At 65.4% G+C, this 18216-nt stretch carries 18 protein-coding genes; 7 read left to right on the forward strand and 11 right to left on the reverse strand.

Annotated features, from left to right (window positions below; all coding sequences use genetic code 11):
* Positions 1–7: 7 nt before the first annotated feature.
* From LOC60_RS09450 to LOC60_RS09460, 3 genes are read right to left on the reverse strand one after another with little or no spacing between them, the layout of a single operon-like run.
* Complete coding sequence (locus LOC60_RS09450; protein ID WP_230024637.1) at positions 8–1714, reverse strand: urease subunit alpha; 1707 nt, start codon at positions 1712–1714, stop codon at positions 8–10.
* A 2-nt stretch (positions 1715–1716) separates the two neighbouring features.
* The gene (locus LOC60_RS09455; RefSeq protein ID WP_331460796.1) at positions 1717–2037 is read right to left on the reverse strand and encodes an urease subunit beta; all 321 of its coding nucleotides are present in this window, start codon (positions 2035–2037) and stop codon (positions 1717–1719) included.
* Complete coding sequence (locus tag LOC60_RS09460; RefSeq protein WP_230024638.1) at positions 2034–2336, reverse strand: urease subunit gamma; 303 nt, start codon at positions 2334–2336, stop codon at positions 2034–2036. The genes LOC60_RS09455 and LOC60_RS09460 overlap by 4 nt, the downstream gene beginning before the upstream one ends.
* Positions 2337–2437: 101 nt before the next feature.
* On the opposite strand from LOC60_RS09460, the gene LOC60_RS09465 reads away from it, so the two are divergent.
* Complete coding sequence (locus LOC60_RS09465; protein WP_230024639.1) at positions 2438–3187, forward strand: sulfite exporter TauE/SafE family protein; 750 nt, start codon at positions 2438–2440, stop codon at positions 3185–3187.
* A gap of 11 nt (positions 3188–3198) precedes the next feature.
* Here the strand turns inward: LOC60_RS09465 and LOC60_RS16315 are convergent, their stop codons facing one another.
* Positions 3199–3834: a hypothetical protein gene (locus tag LOC60_RS16315; RefSeq protein ID WP_331460797.1), complete on the reverse strand. Its 636-nt coding sequence runs from the start codon at positions 3832–3834 to the stop codon at positions 3199–3201.
* Positions 3835–4028: 194 nt separating this feature from the next.
* Here LOC60_RS16315 and LOC60_RS09475 point away from each other — a divergent pair, with 194 nt between their 5' ends.
* Positions 4029–4925, forward strand: coding sequence for a phosphodiesterase (locus tag LOC60_RS09475; RefSeq protein WP_230024641.1), 897 nt, complete (start codon positions 4029–4031; stop codon positions 4923–4925).
* Here LOC60_RS09475 and LOC60_RS09480 read toward each other — a convergent pair.
* On the reverse strand, positions 4922–5347 hold the full coding sequence (locus tag LOC60_RS09480; protein ID WP_230024642.1) for a pyridoxamine 5'-phosphate oxidase family protein: 426 nt from the start codon (positions 5345–5347) through the stop codon (positions 4922–4924). The two genes, LOC60_RS09475 and LOC60_RS09480, sit on opposite strands and share 4 nt — an antisense overlap.
* Positions 5348–5487: 140 nt before the next feature.
* Between LOC60_RS09480 and LOC60_RS09485 the strand changes: the two genes are divergently transcribed.
* Positions 5488–7161 carry a catalase gene (locus LOC60_RS09485; protein ID WP_230024643.1) on the forward strand — a complete coding sequence of 558 codons (1674 nt, stop codon included), beginning with the start codon at positions 5488–5490 and terminating at the stop codon, positions 7159–7161.
* A gap of 77 nt (positions 7162–7238) precedes the next feature.
* Here LOC60_RS09485 and LOC60_RS09490 read toward each other — a convergent pair whose 3' ends face one another.
* Genes LOC60_RS09490 through eat form a run of 5 tightly spaced genes read right to left on the reverse strand, consistent with a single transcriptional unit; the run spans position 7239 to position 12997 of the window.
* Complete coding sequence (locus LOC60_RS09490; RefSeq protein WP_230024917.1) at positions 7239–8018, reverse strand: 3-oxoacyl-ACP reductase; 780 nt, start codon at positions 8016–8018, stop codon at positions 7239–7241.
* Between the two features lie 22 nt (positions 8019–8040).
* A complete protein-coding gene (locus tag LOC60_RS09495; RefSeq protein ID WP_230024644.1) occupies positions 8041–9396 on the reverse strand; it encodes an aldehyde dehydrogenase family protein in 1356 nt (451 codons plus the stop codon).
* Positions 9393–10166, reverse strand: coding sequence for a gamma-glutamyl-gamma-aminobutyrate hydrolase family protein (locus LOC60_RS09500; RefSeq protein WP_230024645.1), 774 nt, complete (start codon positions 10164–10166; stop codon positions 9393–9395). The genes LOC60_RS09495 and LOC60_RS09500 overlap by 4 nt, the downstream gene beginning before the upstream one ends.
* Positions 10147–11514: a glutamine synthetase family protein gene (locus tag LOC60_RS09505; RefSeq protein WP_230024646.1), complete on the reverse strand. Its 1368-nt coding sequence runs from the start codon at positions 11512–11514 to the stop codon at positions 10147–10149. Before LOC60_RS09505 ends, LOC60_RS09500 begins: the two co-directional genes overlap by 20 nt.
* Before the next feature lie 49 nt (positions 11515–11563).
* A complete protein-coding gene (gene eat / locus LOC60_RS09510; RefSeq protein WP_230024648.1) occupies positions 11564–12997 on the reverse strand; it encodes an ethanolamine permease in 1434 nt (477 codons plus the stop codon).
* 193 nt (positions 12998–13190) lie between these two features.
* On the opposite strand from eat, the gene LOC60_RS09515 reads away from it, so the two are divergent.
* Entirely contained in the window at positions 13191–13907 is a 717-nt protein-coding gene (locus LOC60_RS09515) for a FadR/GntR family transcriptional regulator (protein ID WP_230024649.1), read from the forward strand.
* Between the two features lie 6 nt (positions 13908–13913).
* On the opposite strand, the gene LOC60_RS09520 is transcribed toward LOC60_RS09515, so the two are convergent.
* On the reverse strand, positions 13914–15407 hold the full coding sequence (locus tag LOC60_RS09520) for a stealth family protein (RefSeq protein WP_442860401.1): 1494 nt from the start codon (positions 15405–15407) through the stop codon (positions 13914–13916).
* A 331-nt stretch (positions 15408–15738) separates the two neighbouring features.
* Between LOC60_RS09520 and LOC60_RS09525 the strand changes: the two genes are divergently transcribed.
* From LOC60_RS09525 to LOC60_RS09535, 3 genes are all read left to right on the forward strand, one after another.
* Entirely contained in the window at positions 15739–16389 is a 651-nt protein-coding gene (locus LOC60_RS09525) for a hypothetical protein (protein WP_230024651.1), read from the forward strand.
* Between the two features lie 208 nt (positions 16390–16597).
* Positions 16598–17254 carry a DUF6318 family protein gene (locus LOC60_RS09530; protein WP_230024653.1) on the forward strand — a complete coding sequence of 219 codons (657 nt, stop codon included), beginning with the start codon at positions 16598–16600 and terminating at the stop codon, positions 17252–17254.
* Positions 17255–17618: 364 nt separating this feature from the next.
* Positions 17619–18161: a hypothetical protein gene (locus tag LOC60_RS09535; RefSeq protein ID WP_230024655.1), complete on the forward strand. Its 543-nt coding sequence runs from the start codon at positions 17619–17621 to the stop codon at positions 18159–18161.
* Positions 18162–18216: the final 55 nt, after the last annotated feature.

Raw genomic sequence — 18216 nt, forward strand, 5'->3', positions numbered from 1 at the left:
GTTCCCCCTAGAACAGCGAGTAGCGCTGGGTCAGGGGCAGCTCGGACGCGGGGGCCGGTTCGATGACCTGCCCGTCGATGCTGACCAGGAAGGTTTCCGGGTTCACCTGGATATCGGGCAGCGCCGTATTGTTCGGCAGCGACGCCTTGGTGACCTCCCGGGTGGAGCGGATAGCGGTCAGCGTGCGGGTCAGTCCCAGGCGGTCCGCCAATCCGTCATCGAGCGCGGCGGGCGCCACAAAGGTCGTGGACAGGTGCGGAGCGGACGACGCCGTTCCCGCCAGCGCTTCCCGCATCCACACGGGCTGGGGCGTGGGCAGGGTGGCATTGGGATCGCCCATCTGGCCGGCGACTATGGCTCCGCCCTTGATCACCAATGTTGGACGGATGCCGAAGAACGCAGGGTCCCACAGCACGAGGTCCGCCATCTTGCCCGTCTCGACGGACCCGACCTCATGGTCGATGCCGTGCGCCACTGCCGGGCAGATGGTGTATTTGGCAATATAGCGGCGTACCCGCTCATTGTCGGCCGGCAGCTGCGATGACGTGGCGCCCATGTAGTCCTTCATTACGTGGGCCACCTGCCACGTGCGGGTAATTGTTTCGCCGATCCGTCCCATTGCCTGGGCATCGGAAGAAGTGATGGACATGGCGCCCAGATCCTGGAGCACGTCTTCCGCCATCATGGTGTTGGCACGGATGCGTGACTCGGCAAATGCCAGATCCTCGGGGATACGCGGGTTCAGATGGTGGCAGACCATCAGCATGTCCAGATGTTCCGCCACGGTGTTGACCGTGAACGGGAGGGTTGGGTTGGTTGATGCCGGCAGCACGTTCGCGGCCGCAGCCACGGTGATGATGTCCGGGGCATGGCCGCCGCCGGCACCCTCGGCATGGAACACATGGATGCCGCGGCCGTTGATCGCCTCCAGCGTGTTCTGCACATAGCCGGCCTCGTTCAGCGAATCCGCGTGCAGCGCCACCTGGACGCCCCACCGGTCGGCGGCGGTCAGAGCGGCGTCGATGGCGGCCGGCGTGGAACCCCAGTCTTCATGGACCTTATAGCCTGCGGCGCCGGCCAGGGCCTGCTCTTCAAGGGCTGCCTGGCTGACCGTGTTGCCCTTGCCGTAGAGCAGGAAGTTCAGCGGCAGATGGTCCAGCGCCCGGTGCATCACCTGCAGGTTCCAGGCCCCCGGGGTCACGGTGGTGGCCTTGGAGCCCTCGGCCGGCCCGGTACCGCCGCCGCCCACGGTAGTGATGCCCGAGGCCAGGGCCTCCCGCAGGGCCTCCGTGCCGAGCAGATGGACGTGGGTGTCGATTCCCCCGGCGGTGAGGATGCGGCGCTCGCCGGAAATGATCTCCGTCCCGGGGCCGATGACCAGCGCCGGATCAACGCCGTCCATGATGTCCGGGTTGCCCGACTTCCCAATGCCGGCTATCCGGCCGTTCCGGACACCGACGTCGGCGCGGACAATGCCCCAGTGGTCCACGATGACGACGTTGGTGATCACCAGGTCAGGGGCGCCCTCGGCTGAGGTCCGGGTGGACTGGGCCATGGACTCGCGGATGTTCTTGCCGCCGCCGAACACGGATTCGTCACCGCCGAAGGTGTAATCCTGTTCCGGGCTGATCCATAGATCGGTATCGCCCAGCCGGATGGAGTCTCCGGTGGTGGGGCCGTACAGGTGGGCATATTCGTGCCTGCTGATCCGCATGCTCAGGCCCCTTCCTGCGCGGGGTTACCCCGTAGCTGAAGGCCGGGGACCGTGCCTGTGCCCGCCAGGCGGACAAGGCTGACCTCGCGTGAGGCGCCGGGCTCAAAGCGGACGGCCGTACCCGCCGGGACGCCCAGCCGGAAGCCGACGGCCGCACCCCTATCGAATCGCAGGGCCGAATTCACGTCCGCGAAATGAAAGTGGGAACCGATCTGGACCGGACGGTCGCCGTCATTGGTCACCACCAGGCTGCGGGTCTCCCTTCCGGCATTGATCTCCAGGTCTCCGGCCGCCGTGCGGATTTCCCCGGGAACCAGGTTCATGAGATCGGATCCGTAATGGTGACCAGCTTCCGGCCGTCCGGGAAAGTGGCTTCAATCTGCAGGTCCGGGATCATTTCCGGCACCCCTTCCATAACCTCGTCGCGGCGTAGGACCGAGCGTCCCTCACTCATCAGGTCGGCAACCAGGCCGCCCTCGCGCGCCCGCTCGATCACCCAGCAGGAAAGCAGGGCCACGGCTTCGGGGTAGTTGAGCCGGACGCCGCGTCCACGGCGGTCCCGTGCCACCATGCCGGCAACACTGAGCAGCAGTTTGTCCTTATCAGCGGGAGTGAGGAACATGCGCCGATTCTGCCACCGGGTTGTTTCCATGGTGTTGCGTAATTGCAGAATATGACGGCGGGAAATTACAGGCCGGGGAGCTGGGGCCATAGACTTCGGCCGTGAGTTCCGGACTGCTGCTGACCATATTGATTGCCGTTTTTGTCGGAGGAATCGCGCAGCGTGTGGCCGGAATCGGATTCGGACTGCTGCTCGCGCCGTTCCTCATTGTTGCCCTGGGCCCGTACCCGGGCGTGGTGGTCACCAACGTCTGCGGTGCGCTCGCTGCCGGGCTGGTGATCCGGCATGTGTGGCAGCGCATCGACTGGAAGATGTACGTCTCGCTGGCGGTGCCGGCAGCGGCCGGCGTGCTGCTGGGAACCTATGCGGCGTCGGTTCTTCCAGTGGGACCGCTGGAAATCGGCGTCGGCGTTTTTATGCTCGCCGCCCTGACCTCATCGCTTCTGCTGAACCGCACGGACATGGTGCTGCGCGGAGAGTCCCCGAAAGCCGCCGCCGGCCTGCTGGCCGGGATCAGTAACTCCATGGCGGGTGCCGGGGTCCCTGCCGTAAGCGCCTACGCCGTGCTGGCGCGCTGGCCGCAGGCATCCTTTATGGCGACCATGCAGCCATTCCTGGCCACGCTGAGCATCGCCACCCTAGTTGTCCATGCCGTCCTCGACCCCGGCGAATGGCCGCAGCTGGCCTGGTGGATCTGGGTGGTGCTGTGCGTCCTCACCGTCGCCGGACTCCGGACGGGAAGCCTGCTTGCGCCGCACGTCCCCGAAGCCACGGCACGGCGCATCGTCATCGTTCTGGCGTATCTGGGAGCCGTATCTGCCCTGGCAAAGGGAATTATCGATCTGCAGTAAACCGCGGGAGCCTACTTGCCGGCAGACTTCCGGTCCTTGACGGCCTTGGCAACCTTAACGGCGGCTGCGGTCTTGGCAACCTTGGCTGCCTTCGAGGACTTGTCCGCCTTGCCGGCCTTCGCGGTCTTGGCTGCCTTCGCGGTCTTGCCGGCCTTGGCCGCTGCCTTACCGGCACTCTTGGCCCCGACGGCTGCCGCGGTACCCATCACCGGCGTCGGGACCTTGACGACCTTGACCTTGGTCTTCGGCCGCTTGCGGTCAAGGATGAGCGCAGCGGCAATGCCGGCCATCCAGGTGTCCTTCGCCAGCCCCAGACCGTCGGGGGAGGGGCGGATGCCGTCCTCTTCCGTCATTTCCGGCGTCTTGAGGTACATCCGGATCATGCCGCTGGAGAAGCCGCCCAAAATGAGCCCGGCCAGGCGGCTGGGAACGAACGGAAGCAGCAGGGACAGTCCCACGCAGATCTCGGCATTGCTCAACAGCTTGCCGAATTTGACCGGTTCAATGTCCTGGACCTGGGGGAAGGCTTTGGCGGCCATCTGCTGCAGGTACGCGGCACTTTCGGCATCCAGATTCCGCTTGTTCAGGCCGGAATTCAGGATGTACGCGCCGGTGGTCAGGCGCAGGGGGATATGGCTGAGTTTCATGGGAGTCCCTTCAGACGATGCAGTTTGAGCCTACGGCGGTCTTGGGGCCGGGCGCCAGAGTAGATGCTGGAACCCATGGGCGGGGTGTGCCGGGTAAAAATCCCGAAACGCGCAGGAACACGTTACTCACCGGTCGCCATGTCTGCTTTCATGAAGGAGTACACCGCAGCAGTTGTCGACACAAGAAGGTTCCGATGGGATTCCTCCCGGGCGAGTATCCGCGCCCGCGCCATTTCCTCCTCCATCTAAGTGACACGCACCTGCTCGGGGAGACCAACCCCCTGTACGGCGCAGTGGACAGCCACGCTAATCTCCGGGCGCTTTTCGGCCGCCTTGAGCACAGCGGACAACAGCCCGAGGCCATTGTTTTCACCGGCGACCTGGCGGACCGCGGCGAAGCCCGGGCCTATGCCAGGCTCCGCGAGATTGTCCTCCCGGCCGCCGAAAGGATGGGAGCCCGGGTGATCTGGGCCATGGGCAACCACGACGACCGGGCGGCTTTCCGCCAGGTCCTGCTGGACGAGGCGCCGGAAATGTCACCCGTGGACCGGGTGGACCACCTCCACGGGCTGCGGATCATCACCCTCGACACCACCGTTCCGGACCATCACCACGGCGAACTCAGCGAGGGGCAGCTGGCCTGGCTGCGCCGGGAACTTCAGACGGCGGCTCCGGAGGGAACCGTCCTGGCAATGCACCATCCGCCGGTTCCAAGCGTGCAGGACCTGGCCGTGCTGGTGGAACTGCGGCAGCAGCACCGGCTTGCGGAGGTCCTGGCGGGCAGTGACGTCCGGACCATCATTGCCGGGCACCTGCACTATTCGACGTTCAGCACCTTTGCCGGGATTCCCGTATCCGTGGCGTCTGCCACCTGCTACGCCCAGGACCTCGCGACGCCGGGCACACGCGGCCAGGATGCAGGCCAGGGGTACAACATGGTCCACCTCTATGAGGATTCGGTGGTGCACTCCGTAGTGCCGCTGGAGACAAGCAGCACAGTGGGGGAGCAGGTGGGGCCGGAGGAAACCGAGGCCCGGCTGGCCGCGGCCGGTGTCCGGATTCCGAACGCCCGCACCCTCGCGTCGGCCTAGTCCCGTTCCGGCTCCGGACCCAGGTTGAAGAACCGTCCGGTCACAGATTCAGGCACAATCTCCACGTAGCGGTACTTCTCCGTCCGCACCCACGGCTGCAGGGGAAGAGTGTCCGCCGCTTCGATCTCGGCGGACGTCTCCAGCAGACGGGTGGTTCCCTTGACGATGACGGACCATGCCTGGTCGCTGTGCACCCCGTCCGCTTCGAACGCGACGTGGGTGTTGACCGCCATTTCCGCCAGCTTGGTGCCCGGCGCCGTGCGAAGGAGGAGCACGCCGTCGTGCGCCAAATAGTTGATGGGATAGATGCTGGCGCGGTCCATCACACTGACCGCGAGGCGTCCGTGGTGCGTGTGCTCGAGGTACTTCCAGCTCTGTTCGGGAGTCAGCTCAACCACCGGGGGAAGGTCTTCATTAGTCATGCACACAGTGTGCCAACCGCACCCTCAACCCGCTACCATCAGGTTGCTTATCAACTTGACTCGGTCGCCACCCTTGCAACAGAGTGGAGTAGGTAGTATTGCCAGCCAGCAATAGACCTCACCACCGAGGAGCACACGTTATGACAGACGCAGAACAGCAGCATCCCGCTACCGGCCAGAACGACGCCGGAGACCCGAAGACCCTCACCACACGCCAGGGACACCCGGTCTACGACAACCAGAACACCCGGACGGTGGGAGCCCGTGGCCCGGCCACGCTGGAGAACTACCAGCTCCTCGAGAAGATCAGCCACTTCGACCGTGAGCGGATCCCCGAGCGCGTAGTCCACGCCCGCGGTTTCGTGGCGTACGGCGAATTCGAAGCGTCCGGCAAGTGGGGCGACGAGCCCATTGCCAAGTACACCCGCGCCAAGCTCTTCTCCGAGCCCGGCAAGAAGACCGACGTCGCTATCCGTTTCTCTTCCGTGATCGGCGGACGTGACTCTTCGGAGGCCGCCCGCGATCCCCGCGGCTTCGCCATCAAGTTCTACACCGAAGACGGCAACTGGGACATGGTCGGCAACAACCTGGGTGTCTTCTTCATCCGCGACGCCATCAAGTTCCCCGACGTGATCCACTCCCTGAAGCCGGACCCCGTCACCTTCCGCCAGGAACCGGCCCGCATCTTCGACTTCATGTCGCAGACCCCCGAAGCCATGCACATGCTGGTAAACCTCTTCAGCCCGCGCGGCATCCCCGCGGACTACCGCCACATGCAGGGCTTCGGCGTGAACACCTACCGCTGGGTCAACGCCGCCGGTGAATCCAAGCTGGTCAAGTACCACTGGCTCCCGCAGCAGGGCGTGAAGTCCCTGACCGAGGAAGACGCCGCGAACATCCAGGCCAACGACCTGGGTCACGCCTCGAAGGACCTTTACGAGGCCATCGAACGCGGCGACTACCCCAAGTGGGACCTGTACGTTCAGCTCATGGATGACCACGATCATCCGGAACTCGACTTCGACCCGCTGGATGACACCAAGACGTGGCCGGAGCAGGAGTTCGAGCCCAAGTACGTGGGCACCATGACCCTGAACCGCAACATCACGGACCACCACAACGAAAACGAGCAGATCGCTTTCGGTACCGGTGTCCTGGTGGACGGGCTGGACTTCTCCGACGACAAGATGCTCGTTGGCCGTACGTTCAGCTACTCCGATACGCAGCGCTACCGCGTCGGCCCGAACTACCTGCAGCTTCCGGTGAACTCCGCGAAGAACGCACGGGTCGCCACCAACCAGCGCGGCGGCCAGATGTCCTTCGGCACCGATCTCGCGCCGGGCCAGAACCCGCACGTGAACTACGAGCCGAACATCACCGGCGGACTGCAGGAAGCAGCAAAGCCGGAACAGGCCGAAGTCGGCCCCGAGCTTGAAGGCCGCCTGACCCGCGCCCGCCTGCCCCGCACGAACGACTACATGCAGGCCGGCCAGCGCTACCAGCTGATGGAGCAGTGGGAGAAGGACGACCTGGTCGCCAACTTCATTGCCAACGTCGGCCAGGCTGCCCGCCCGGTCCAGGAGCGCATGCTCTGGCACTTCTACATGACCGATGACGAGCTGGGTGCACGCGTCGGCGAGGGCCTGGGGATCAGCCTGGACGAGATCAAGGATCTCGGTCCGCTGGCCACCCAGACGCTCAATGAGGAAGAAACCGAGCGGATGAAGAACCTGGGCCATAACGGTCCCCGGAACGTCGAAGGCCTCACCATGACCCACTGCGTGCCCAACGAGCACGTGGTAGTCACCCGGTAAAGCACGACACGTAAACAACGACGGCGCGGGCGCACTTCGGTGCGTTCCGCGCCGTCGTTGTTTAAGGCCGGAGCCGGTTATACGGGCGTGACGTAGGCACCGGAAATGCCGCCGTCCACGAGGAAGGTGCTGGCGGTGATGAACGAGGAATCATCGCTGGCCAGGAACGCGACGGCGGCGGCGAGCTCCTCCGGTTCGGCGAAGCGGCCAAGCGGAACGTGGACCAGCCGCCGGGCGGCACGCTCCGGATCAGCGGCGAAGAGTTCCTGAAGCAGGGGAGTGTTGACCGGACCCGGGCAAAGGGCGTTGACCCGCACCCCCTGCCGGGCGAATTCGACGCCGAGTTCCCGGCTCATCGCCAGCACTCCGCCCTTGGACGCGCTGTAGGAAATCTGTGAGGTGGCGGCGCCCATGACGGCCACAAACGACGCGGTGTTGATGATGGACCCCTTGCCGGCTTCAAGCATGTGCGGCAACGCGTATTTGCAGCAGTAGTAGACGGACGTGAGGTTCACGTCCTGCACCCGCCGCCAGGCATCCAGACCCGTGCTCAGGATGGACCCGTCCTCCGGCGGGGAAATGCCGGCGTTGTTGAACGCTATGTCCACGCGTCCAAAGGTTTCGCGGGCAACCTCATAGAGCTGCTTCACCTCTTCCTCGACCGTGACGTCGACGGAGACAAAAAGTCCTCCCACCTCATCGGCTGCGGCCTTCCCCGCGGCAGGATCAATGTCCGCCACGACCACGTGCGCGCCTTCCGCGGCCAGCCTGCGCGCACTGGCCCGGCCTATGCCGCTGCCGGCACCGGTGACGACGGCGGTGCGCCCCTGAAGCCGGTTTGAGACCACTTCGAGCATCGGGTTCCTTCCGTAGCGGCCGTCAGCGGCCGGTGCTGATGAAGACATTCTTGGTTTCGGTGAAGGCATCCAGGGCATCCGGTCCCAGCTCCCGGCCCAGGCCCGATTGCTTGAACCCGCCGAACGGGGTGGCGTACCGCACCGAGGAGTGCGAATTCACCGAAAGGTTTCCCGCCTCCACACCGCGGGCGACCCGCAGCGCGCGGCCGATGTCCGAGGTCCAAATGGAACCGGAGAGGCCGTAGGCTGAGTCATTGGCCAGCCGGACCGCATCGGCTTCGTCCCGGAAGGGGACGACGGCGAGGACCGGCCCGAAGATTTCCTCACGGAGTGCCCGGCTGTCCCGCTGCGGGATGAGGACTGTCGGGGGAAACCAGAAACCCGGCCCGTCCGGAGCCTTGCCGCGGAACGCGACCTCTGTCTCCTGGACGAATCCGGCCACCCGGTCCCGCTGGGCGGCGGAAATCAGCGGGCCCATCCGCGTGGACTCCTGCGCCGGGTCCCCGACTTCCAGCGCCGAGATCCCGGGTTCAAGCAGCTCAAGGAAACGGTCAAAGACAGTGGCCTGCACCAGTACCCGGGACCGAGCACAGCAGTCCTGGCCCGCGTTGTCGAAAGCCCCGGCGGGTGCGGCTGCCGCAACGGCGGGCAGGTCGACGTCGTCGAAGACAATATTGGCGCTCTTGCCGCCCAGTTCCAGGGTGAGGCGTTTGATCTGCTCCGAGCAGCCCGCCATGATCTGCCGGCCGACCTCGGTGGACCCGGTGAAAACCACCTTGCGCACGGCCGGATGCGTGACGAAGCGTGCCCCGATCACGGAGCCTTTGCCGGGAAGGACCTGGAACACCCCCTCGGGGATGCCTGCCTCCAGGGCGAGCTCGCCCAGGCGCAGGGCGGTCAGCGGCGTCAGTTCGGCGGGTTTGAGCACCACGGTGTTGCCGGCGGCCAGCGCCGGAGCGAAGCCCCAGGCAGCGATCGGCATGGGAAAGTTCCACGGAACTATCACGCCGACCACACCGAGGGGTTCATGGAAGGTGATGTCGATGCCGCCGGCTACCGGAATCTGGGCTCCGGTATGCCGCTCGGGGGCGCCGGCGAAGTAGGCCAGCACGTCCCGGACGTTGCCGGCCTCCCAGCGCGCGCTGCTGATGGTGTGCCCGGCGTTGGCGACTTCCAGCGCGGCCAGGTTCTCCGTGTCCGCGTCCACGGCGGCGGCGAAGCGGCGAAGCAGCAGGGCCCGGTCCGACGCCGCCGTGTTCCGCCAGGACTCGAATGCGGCTGCCGCCGCAGCAATGGCGGCATCCGTTCCGACGCGGGAAACCGGTTCGACTGCGGTGAGGACTTCCCCGGTTGCCGGGTTCAGGATAGGGGTGTTCATGGGCGGATTCCTCCAAGGTCTGCCACCGGCGTGCTCCTGCGCGCCCGATAGTCGGCGGCCGCGGTGATGAAGCCGGCGAAGAGCCGCAGGTCCGCCGGGTCCTGCTCGGGGTGAAACTGCACACCCAGCACCCAGCCCCGCCCCACCTGTTCAATGGCTTCCACAGTTCCCTCCGGTGCCACCGCCGTGACGCGGAGCCCGCGGCCCAGATCGGCGATGCCCTGGTGGTGGTAGCAGGGGGCGGTGCCGGCACCGCCGAGCAGGGACTCCATGATGCTGTCCGGCGCCGTGGTGAAGCTGACCTCGCCGAAGACGCCGGGGGCGGGCCGGTAGTCTGCCTCCGCACGGATATCCGGAAGGTGCTGGATCAGGGTCCCCCCGAGCGCGACGTTGAGTATCTGCGCACCGCGGCAGATGGCCAGCAGCGGCATGCCGGCCGCCAGGGCCGCCGTGGTCAGGGCGAGGTCGTGGCTGTCCCGTACGGGCTGGCTGAGTGTCAGCGGATGCGGATCCTGGCCGTAGAGGGAAGGGTCCACGTCGGTGCCGCCTGCGGTCACCAAACCGTCGAGTCCGTCCAGCACCCGCACGTCCGTTCCGACCGGGGGAAGCAGCACGGGCACTCCGCCGGCAGCGGTAATCGCTGCCAGATAGCTGCCGGGGATGAGCGCGGCGTCGCCCTCCCACACGCCCCACGCCGCCGGCTGGTAATAGGTCGTGAGCCCGATCAGCGGACGGGGCGTCCCGCCAACGTCAGAGCCGCTCAAAACCACGCTTGCGCTCCCAGTCGGTGACGGCCGATTCAAAGGCGGCCAGTTCGACGTCGGCCGCGTGGACGTAGTGCGCCACCACTTCGTCGCCGAAAGCCTTGCGGGCTATTTCGCTGCCCGCCAGGAGGTCGCGGGAGGCCCGCAGCGTGGTGGGCAGCCGGTCCGCGCCGCCGGTGTAGGCATTGCCGACGGTGACCGGTTCCAGGGGCAGCCGGTTTTCAATGCCGTGGATCGCCGCAGCTATCAGGGCAGCGGTGGCCAGATAGGGGTTGAGGTCTCCGCCGCCCACCCGGTTCTCGGTGCGCAGACCGTTGCCGTGGCCCACCACACGCAGGGCACAGCTGCGGTTGTCCAGCCCCCAGGCAATCGCGGTCGGTGCGAAACTGCCCTCGACGAAGCGCTTGTAGGAGTTCACGTTCGGTGCCAGGAAGTAGGTCAGCTCCTTCAACGCCGAGAGCTGGCCGGCGATGAAGTGTTCCATGAGCGGGCTGAAGCCGTGTTCGCCGTCGCCGGAGAGGACGGATTCGCCGTCGAGGCCCCGCAGGCTGAAATGGATGTGGCAGGAATTGCCTTCGCGTTCATTGAACTTGGCCATAAAGGTCAGGCTCTTGCCCTGCTGGTCGGCGATTTCCTTGGCACCCGTCTTGTAGAAAGAGTGGTTGTCGCAGGTGCGCAGGGCCTCGTCAAAACGGAAAGTCACTTCCTGCTGGCCGAGGTTGCACTCACCCTTGGATGATTCCACCACCAGCCCGGCACCTTCCATCCCGGTACGGATGGCGCGGATCACCGGTTCCAGGCGGGAGGTGGCCAGCAGCGAGTAGTCCACGTTGTACCTGCTGGCCGCGTGCATGCCGGTGTATTCGCGTTCCCACGCGGAGGTGTAGCTGTCATCAAAGAGGATGAACTCCAGTTCGGTGCCGATGTGGGCCCGGTAGCCGAGGGATTCCAGGCGGTCGATCTGGTGCCGGAGGATCTGGCGGGGGGACGGACCCAGCGGGGTGCCGTCGGTCCGCAGGACATCGCACTGCACCATTGCGGTTCCGGGCAGCCATGGAACTCGGCGCAGGGTGGACGGATCCGGGCGCATCACCAGGTCCCCGTAGCCGTTTTCCCAGGACGAGGACTCGTAGCCGTCGATGGTGTTCATCTCCACGTCCACGGCCAGCAGGTAGTTGCAGCCCTCGGCGCCGTGCGGGAAAACGTCCTCCAGGAAGGACCGCGCTCCGCAGCGCTTGCCCTGCAGCCGGCCCAGGTGATCGGTGATCGCCACCACCACGGTGTCGATGCTCCCGGCAGCAGTGAGCTTCCGAAGTTCCTCGATGGTCAGTCCGTTGGGGGATTGCTCGCTCATGCTCTCTCCACTTCCGAAGGTAGGTGCTGCACTGTCCCGCTAGGGCGGGTCATCTGATTTCGGTTTCGGCCTGGCTGATCTGGGCGAACTCCTCTTCCGGCGCGCTCGCGACCAGCCGGTGGCGGCTGTAGAACCAGAAGTACGCCAGGGCCGCCAGGAAGATCCCCGCGGTGATCGAGGCGGCCAGGACGTCCACCACGAAGGTCGCCACCACGGCGACCACGGCCAGGACCAGTGCGATGCCGGTGGTGGCCACACCTCCCGGAGTGCGGTAGCCGCGCGACAGCTGGGGTTCGCGGCGGCGCAGCACGATGTGTGAAAGGTTGAGCAGGACGTAGGACACGGTGGCGCCAAAGACGGCAATGTTGATCAGCAGCCCGCCGTCGCGGGTGAAGGCCGCCAGGAGGAAGCCGATGGTTCCGGGGACGATCAGCGCCATGTACGGGGTGCGCCATCTGGTGGTCAGTGACATCCAGCGCGGCAGGTAGCCGGCCCGGGAGAGGGCGAAAAGCTGGCGGGAGTAGGCGTAGACAATCGAGAAGAAGCTTGCCACCAGTCCCGCCAGTCCGGCGTAGTTCACGAAGTCGGCAAGCAGGGTGTTGCCGCCGTAGGCAATCCGCAGCGCTTCGGGCAACGGATTGTCGGAGGTGCTCATCGCTTCCGCTCCGGCGGCACCCGGCACCAGGACCAGCATCAGGGCCCCGAAGACGAGCAGGATGCCCATGGCGGCGATGATTCCGCGGGGCATGTCCTTTTTCGGATCCGACGTCTCCTCGGCGGCCAGCGGCACGCCTTCGATCGCGAGGAAAAACCAGATGCCGTACACCAGGGCTGCCACGGCACCGGAGAGGCCCATCGGCAGGAAATCGCTGGCGCCGGAGGTGGCAGAGGGAACGATGTCAAAGAGGTTTGCTGCGTTGAACTTGGGCACCAGCCCCACCACCGTAGCGACGAGGGCGAGAACGGCGATGGCCGTGATAACGAACATCAGCTTCAAGGCCTCACCCACTCCGCGGATATGGATTCCGATGAAAACGGCGTAGGTCCCGAGATAGACCGGCCAGGAATTGGTCAGCCCGAAGAGGCCCAGTGCTTCGATGTAGCCGCCGATGAACGTGGCAATCGCTGCCGGTGCCACTGCATATTCAATAAGCACCGCCATCCCGGTGGCAAAGCCGCCGAGCGGGCCGAGTGCCCGGCGTGCGAATCCGTAGCCGGCTCCCGCCGTCGGAAGTGTGGAGGACAGCTCGGCCAGGCCGAAGACCATGCAGGTATACATGATGCCCATCAGGACAAAGGCGATAAGCAGTCCGCCCCAGCCGCCCTCCGCCAGCCCCAGGTTCCACCCCGAGAAGTCTCCGGAGATGACGTAAGCGACGCCTAGGCCGGCCAGCAGGACCCAGCCCGCCGCTCCGTGCTTGAGTTGCCGGTGGCTCATGTAGTTCTCGTCGACGTTGGTGTAGTCGACCCGGGATTTAGCCATGTCGGGGTCCTTCTCGAAGCGGAGCGGGGGCGGAGAGGAGATGGGCAGCAAGCGGGTCCGGCGCGCCCAATGGCCTGATTTCAGTCCATACGAGGTGGGGTTCAGTTTCAGCGGTGGGTGATGATCCGTCAAGGGTGGTGTCCAGGGAATCCCGGGCGGCGGGTTGGTCCCGGCGGCGGGCTAGACTGCCGGGATGGAACAGCAGCCCTTCGGACACGGAGCATTGACGCCCCGCCCGGTCCGCCGGGGCAATGCCTTCGAGGAGACCGTGGAGCGGCTGCTGCAGGGATTGAAGCTCGGCATTTACGCTGCGGGGGAGAAACTGCCGGCGGAACGCGAACTGGCAGAACAGCTGGGAGTATCCCGGGCTACTCTGCGGGATGCCCTTGCCGAGCTGCAGAAGGCGGGCTATCTCCAGTCCAGGAGGGGGCGGTACGGCGGAACATTTGCAGTTGACGTCCTCCCGGAGCCGGCCGCGTTGCCGGGCGCGTTGGATCCCCTGGAGGTTGAGGACGTGCTGCTGTTCCGGTCCGTAGTGGAACCGGCCGCGGCACGGCTCGCGGCGCAGGCGTCCCTGACCGGCTCGGCGAGGTTGCATCTGCTCGGGGCGCTCGCCGAAGTGGATGAGGCAGGCAAAGACACTTTCCGGCCCAAGGATTCCCGGTTCCACATCGCCGTCGCGGAGTTGGCCGGTTCCCCCAGCCTGGTTGCCGCGGTTGCTGACGTCCGGTCCCGGGTCAGCGACCTGCTGGATCTCATCCCGCTGTTACAGACGAACCTGGACCACTCCCAGGCACAGCACCGCGGACTCGCTGAGGCAATCCTGCGTGGCGATGCCGGCGGTGCGGAGGCCGCCGCCGTCGCTCATGTGGAGGGCACCGCCCGGCTGCTGCGGGGCTTCCTTATCTAGAGCCCCCTACTTTTCCCAGGGCGCCCGGATCGGAAAGTACTTCTCGAGGAAATCCGTCACCCGTTCGGCCCGTTCGCCTGCGGGGACCTCCGGGAAGCTTCCGTCATTGAGGCAGAACATGTCCTTGTGGCGTTTGGCGAGCAGCCGGTCCATCGCCTTCAACCCTGCGTAGCTGGTGGTGTCAATGTAGCGAACCTTCGCCGTCTCCTGGGTGACCGCCCGGCCGGTGAGCAGCGCGTAGTAGTGGTAGAGGGAGTTGGTCACGGAGATGTTGTCCTTGGCCCGGAAGGTACTCGCGGCCGTGGCGGCGAACTCCCCGGGGAATTCCTCCTCCATTTCCAGCAAGACGCTGCGGCGCAGGGGAGCCGCGGTGTGTTCCAGATGGCGGGTGGTGACCCGGCCGAAACGCTCCCAGAGCAGCCGCCGGTTCACCCTGGCAGCGTTTTCGAAACCGCTGCGCTCGGGGTCATTGGCGCCCAGTCCGATCCGGGTGCTGGCCTCGATGAACTTGGTGATTCCTCCGGGGGAGAAGAACATGTCGGGGGCCACCGGACGGCCAAAGAACATGTCGTCATTGGAGTACAGGAAGTGCTCAGCGAGTCCCGGGATGTGCTGCAGCTGGGCCTCGACCGCCTGGGAGTTGTGCGTGGGCAGCACGGACGGGTCCTTGAAATGCTCCGCTGCCGGCACGAAGGTCACGGACGGGTGCTCGGCCAGCCAGTCCGGCCGCGGGGAATCCGAGGCAATGAAGATGCGGCGGATCCAGGGCGCAAACATGTGCACCGAGCGGAGGGCGTATTTCAGCTCGTTGATCTGCCGGAAGCGGGCCTCGTGGTCATCGCCTTCGCCCACCACGGCGCCGCTCATCCGGGCGGCGCGGGCGGCCTGGAACTCCGGGGAGCTGCCGTCCACCCAGGAGAACACCAGATCGATGTCGAACCGGATGTCCGTGGCGTGGTCGGCAAACATGTTCTCGATGGTCGGCCAGAGCAGCCCGTGCTTTTCCACGGTGCCGCGGACCACCTCGGCCGCCGGCAGTGTTCGGCGGGTCAGGGAGTTCTCCACGGGCAGGGTGATGTTCTCGCCTGCCAGGTCCCAAAGCTCAATCTGCACCCCGGCCGAGCCGGAGATCAGCAGATTGGTGCCGGTGAATGCCCTCGGACGGTACACACGGATGATCCGCGCCTTCTCGCTGGAGGAGAGGCTGCCGTCGGCAATCAGCAGGATCCGGTTCTTCTTGGTATCGACGGTGCGGGAGTAGAAGGGCTCGTCCCGGCAGGCCTCAACCATGGCCTTGCGCAGCTGCTCGCGCATCCGGAGGTCGACGGCGATGACCGGACGCTGGTCATTGCCGCGGACCAGAAGGTAGGTCACACCGGCGTCGTCAAGGACCCGGCGGACAAAGAGGAGGTCCTCGACCATGGCCTCGTGCGGTGTGAGCCCGGTGTCCATAAGGGCCAGGCGGCCCTTGACCAGGGCTACATTCGGCCGCTGCTCCACCCGGTGGAGCACCGCAGGGGAAGCGGCCTGCAGGGTCTCCGGTTCCGGATCCGGTTCCGGGGCTCCGAAGTAAACATCATGTTCGGCAGCTGTATCGGTAATTGGAACCTCCTAGGACGGGTAAGCGCCCGCATTGCAGGCGCTGCTTGCGTGCGGCGCTGCACGGGAACTGCTGCCGGGAGTCCGGCGGGTCCTTCGGGATGCGCCGTGGATGCTTCGGACGCTCTGTGCTCATTTGCGGGCCGCCAGTAGCATTGTCTGCACACGGACATTCCGGGGGGCCGATGTGGAATACCGTAACACCGCCCGTAACAGTACCGCCCGAAAAGCCATGGACCGTAACAGTTTTGCCCGGTTTGGCGGCCTGCTCGCGGCGGTAGTGTTCCTTACCAGTATCTCATCCTGCGCTGCACCGCCCCGTCAGGCTCCGACGTCGCCGGACCCTCAATGGTCCAGCTATACGACGACGGACGGCAGCTTGGCCTTCGAGCATCCGCCGGGCTGGGAAGTGCTGGAGCTGCCGGCACGAGCCAACGACCCTGCGGGCGGGGTGTCCCTGGAAGTACTCGACGGCGGCGGCCGCGTGTTGGCGCAGCTGGATACCGGCATCATCACGGACCTGAGCTGCACCAAACCCGCCCAGCCGCCGGCCTATGTGGAGTATGAGAGTGTCCCGATGCCGGAGCTGGACTCGCAACAGGGCTCCGAGCAGCGTTTCGTCTACCGTTCCCTGGCGCCATCCGGATCCCGGAACGCGCAGGCAACGTATGCCGTGGTGAGCGGGCAGCAGCAGGGCGGGCAGTGCGGGTTGTTCGATTTCTTCACGCTGACCGAGTCGAGTGGCGGGCGGTTCGCGGGGGAGTATGCGCCCGGTTCGGACGCGTCGCGGGAGGACTATCTCGAGGGAGCCGCCCGGTACCGGGACACACAGGAATACCGGGACCTTCGTCGAATGCTGACGTCACTGCGCAACGCGGAATAGTTGATGCACCTGCCGCTTTGGCGGGGCCGGTGCCTGCAGTCCGTGAAGCGGGGCCATTGCTTGTGCGTATGACTTGGCATCACTCTGGTGCCCTGTGGATAACCGGTTAGGCTCTGCCGCGGTCTGTCTACTATGGCCGGACCGACTGCTTGACCCTTTGTCTCGCGTCCTACCCGGCCCTGGGGGTTATCCAATGCGTAGAAGTGATGTGCTCCGTCCAACCGTGCGGTTGAAGCTCCTGGCCGCTGCTGCGGTTCCGTTGCTGTTCCTGACTGCGTGTTCGGGTGCCTCCGGCGATTCGGGTGATTCCGGTGCGGGGGAGTCGCCCTCCAGCCAGGCGTCCTCTGCGGCTCCCTCGGCGACCCCGACGCCGACTCCCACACCCAGTGCGAAGTACAAGCCCGCGTCTGCTGAGGGGCCTGCGGAGAACGTCCCGCTGCCGGTGATGCCGGAGGAAGCGAAGGTTCAGTCGAAAGAGGGGCTGGAGGCGTTCGCCCGGCATTGGTACATGGCTGCGAACTACGGATACGAGACCGGCGACGTCGGACCGGTACAGACGATCAGCAGTCCGGACTGCATAACTTGCTTGAACTACTACGAGGTGGTTGACAACGGTTACCGGGACAACGACTGGATAGCCAACGCGACAATCGACGTCCGAGACGCGCACTCCGACTACGTGCTTACTCCCGAGGGGCGCTATCAGGCGTTAGCACAATTCACACAGGACGCAATGGAGTACTACGGTCCCGAAGGGCTGCAAGGGAGTGAAGACGCCGACGTGGCACCCTCTGTGCAGCTCTTCGAAGCAACCTGGGACGGGGACGAATGGGTTGCTGTGAATATCGTGACCATAAAGGGGTGAGAAGAAGATGCCGCCGTGGATCTCTCGATCGTTTTCTGTCATCGCCATAACAGGGTTTCTGTTGATGATGCTGTCGGATCACGCAGCCGGAGTCGGGGGAGGCAGCGGAAAAATTGAGGGTAGTGGGAATGTTGTTGGTTCCGTATTCCAGCAGGATCCCAGCTCAGGCCTGTGGACCCAAATGCCCGTAGGCATCCCTGATAACCCTTCTGGTTATCGTTTCGAGCCGGTGTGTTTCGATGACCTCGCTGGCGACGTCGATTGTCTAGCCGCAAACCAAGCAGCTTGTACAGCAGGGGAGGACGGCAGGCTCGTTTACTGGTTTTCCGGGTTGAAGACAACCGACCCCGCGTTGTGGGAAAAGATGAGCGACACGCCCTCATGCATCTACTCGGAAGAGCCGGTCGATGTTGGTGAGCAGATCCAGCAGCAAATCCTCACGGCGTTTCAGGAGCGGCCGATAGCGGCCGGGCGCCTGGTCCTGCAGCCCAGCCCGCACACCCTGGTCGGGATGGAAACCAACGTCTACGTCGAGGCAGCAGAGCAGGTCTTTGACATGGTGCTGCTCGACCAGACAGTGAGGATCGTTGCCACACCCACCGAGTTTGAACTGAACTACGGGGACGGCACGGTTTACGGGCCCACGAGCATCCCGGGAGCCCCGCTCGCCCAGGACCGGTGGGGTGAGCAGACCTCGACCAGTCACAAGTACGCGTCCAGCGGAGACGTCCAGGTGGGAGCGACAGTGCATTTCTCCGGAACCTACTCCGTGAACGGCGGACCGGTGATTCCCATTGACGGGCGGGCAGCGGTGTCCTCCGAGTCCCAGACCCTGCGGGTCTGGCGGGCCGAAACCCGCAGCGTCGCGGACAACTGCCTGGTGAACCCGAGCGGTGTCGGATGCTAGCCCGCCACAGGTTTCCGAAGACCGTGAACATTGTGACCATGCAAACGCCCGGCAT

It is taken from the genome of Arthrobacter sp. zg-Y769 (assembly GCF_020907405.1).
GTDB lineage: Bacteria > Actinomycetota > Actinomycetes > Actinomycetales > Micrococcaceae > Arthrobacter_B.

What these genes read in the sequence shown, in the direction of transcription:
- LOC60_RS09490 (WP_230024917.1), bottom strand. Translation starts at nt 8,018, where the DNA reads ATGCTCGAAGTGGTCTCAAACCGGCTTCAGGGGCGCACCGCCGTCGTC.
- LOC60_RS09455 (WP_331460796.1), bottom strand. Translation starts at nt 2,037, where the DNA reads ATGAACCTGGTTCCCGGGGAAATCCGCACGGCGGCCGGAGACCTGGAG.
- eat (WP_230024648.1), bottom strand. Translation starts at nt 12,997, where the DNA reads ATGGCTAAATCCCGGGTCGACTACACCAACGTCGACGAGAACTACATG.
- LOC60_RS09525 (WP_230024651.1), top strand. Translation starts at nt 15,739, where the DNA reads ATGGACCGTAACAGTTTTGCCCGGTTTGGCGGCCTGCTCGCGGCGGTA.
- LOC60_RS09450 (WP_230024637.1), bottom strand. Translation starts at nt 1,714, where the DNA reads ATGCGGATCAGCAGGCACGAATATGCCCACCTGTACGGCCCCACCACC.
- LOC60_RS09535 (WP_230024655.1), top strand. Translation starts at nt 17,619, where the DNA reads ATGAGCGACACGCCCTCATGCATCTACTCGGAAGAGCCGGTCGATGTT.
- LOC60_RS09485 (WP_230024643.1), top strand. Translation starts at nt 5,488, where the DNA reads ATGACAGACGCAGAACAGCAGCATCCCGCTACCGGCCAGAACGACGCC.
- LOC60_RS09505 (WP_230024646.1), bottom strand. Translation starts at nt 11,514, where the DNA reads ATGAGCGAGCAATCCCCCAACGGACTGACCATCGAGGAACTTCGGAAG.
- LOC60_RS09480 (WP_230024642.1), bottom strand. Translation starts at nt 5,347, where the DNA reads ATGACTAATGAAGACCTTCCCCCGGTGGTTGAGCTGACTCCCGAACAG.
- LOC60_RS09515 (WP_230024649.1), top strand. Translation starts at nt 13,191, where the DNA reads ATGGAACAGCAGCCCTTCGGACACGGAGCATTGACGCCCCGCCCGGTC.
- LOC60_RS09475 (WP_230024641.1), top strand. Translation starts at nt 4,029, where the DNA reads ATGGGATTCCTCCCGGGCGAGTATCCGCGCCCGCGCCATTTCCTCCTC.
- LOC60_RS09495 (WP_230024644.1), bottom strand. Translation starts at nt 9,396, where the DNA reads ATGAACACCCCTATCCTGAACCCGGCAACCGGGGAAGTCCTCACCGCA.
- LOC60_RS09460 (WP_230024638.1), bottom strand. Translation starts at nt 2,336, where the DNA reads ATGTTCCTCACTCCCGCTGATAAGGACAAACTGCTGCTCAGTGTTGCC.
- LOC60_RS16315 (WP_331460797.1), bottom strand. Translation starts at nt 3,834, where the DNA reads ATGAAACTCAGCCATATCCCCCTGCGCCTGACCACCGGCGCGTACATC.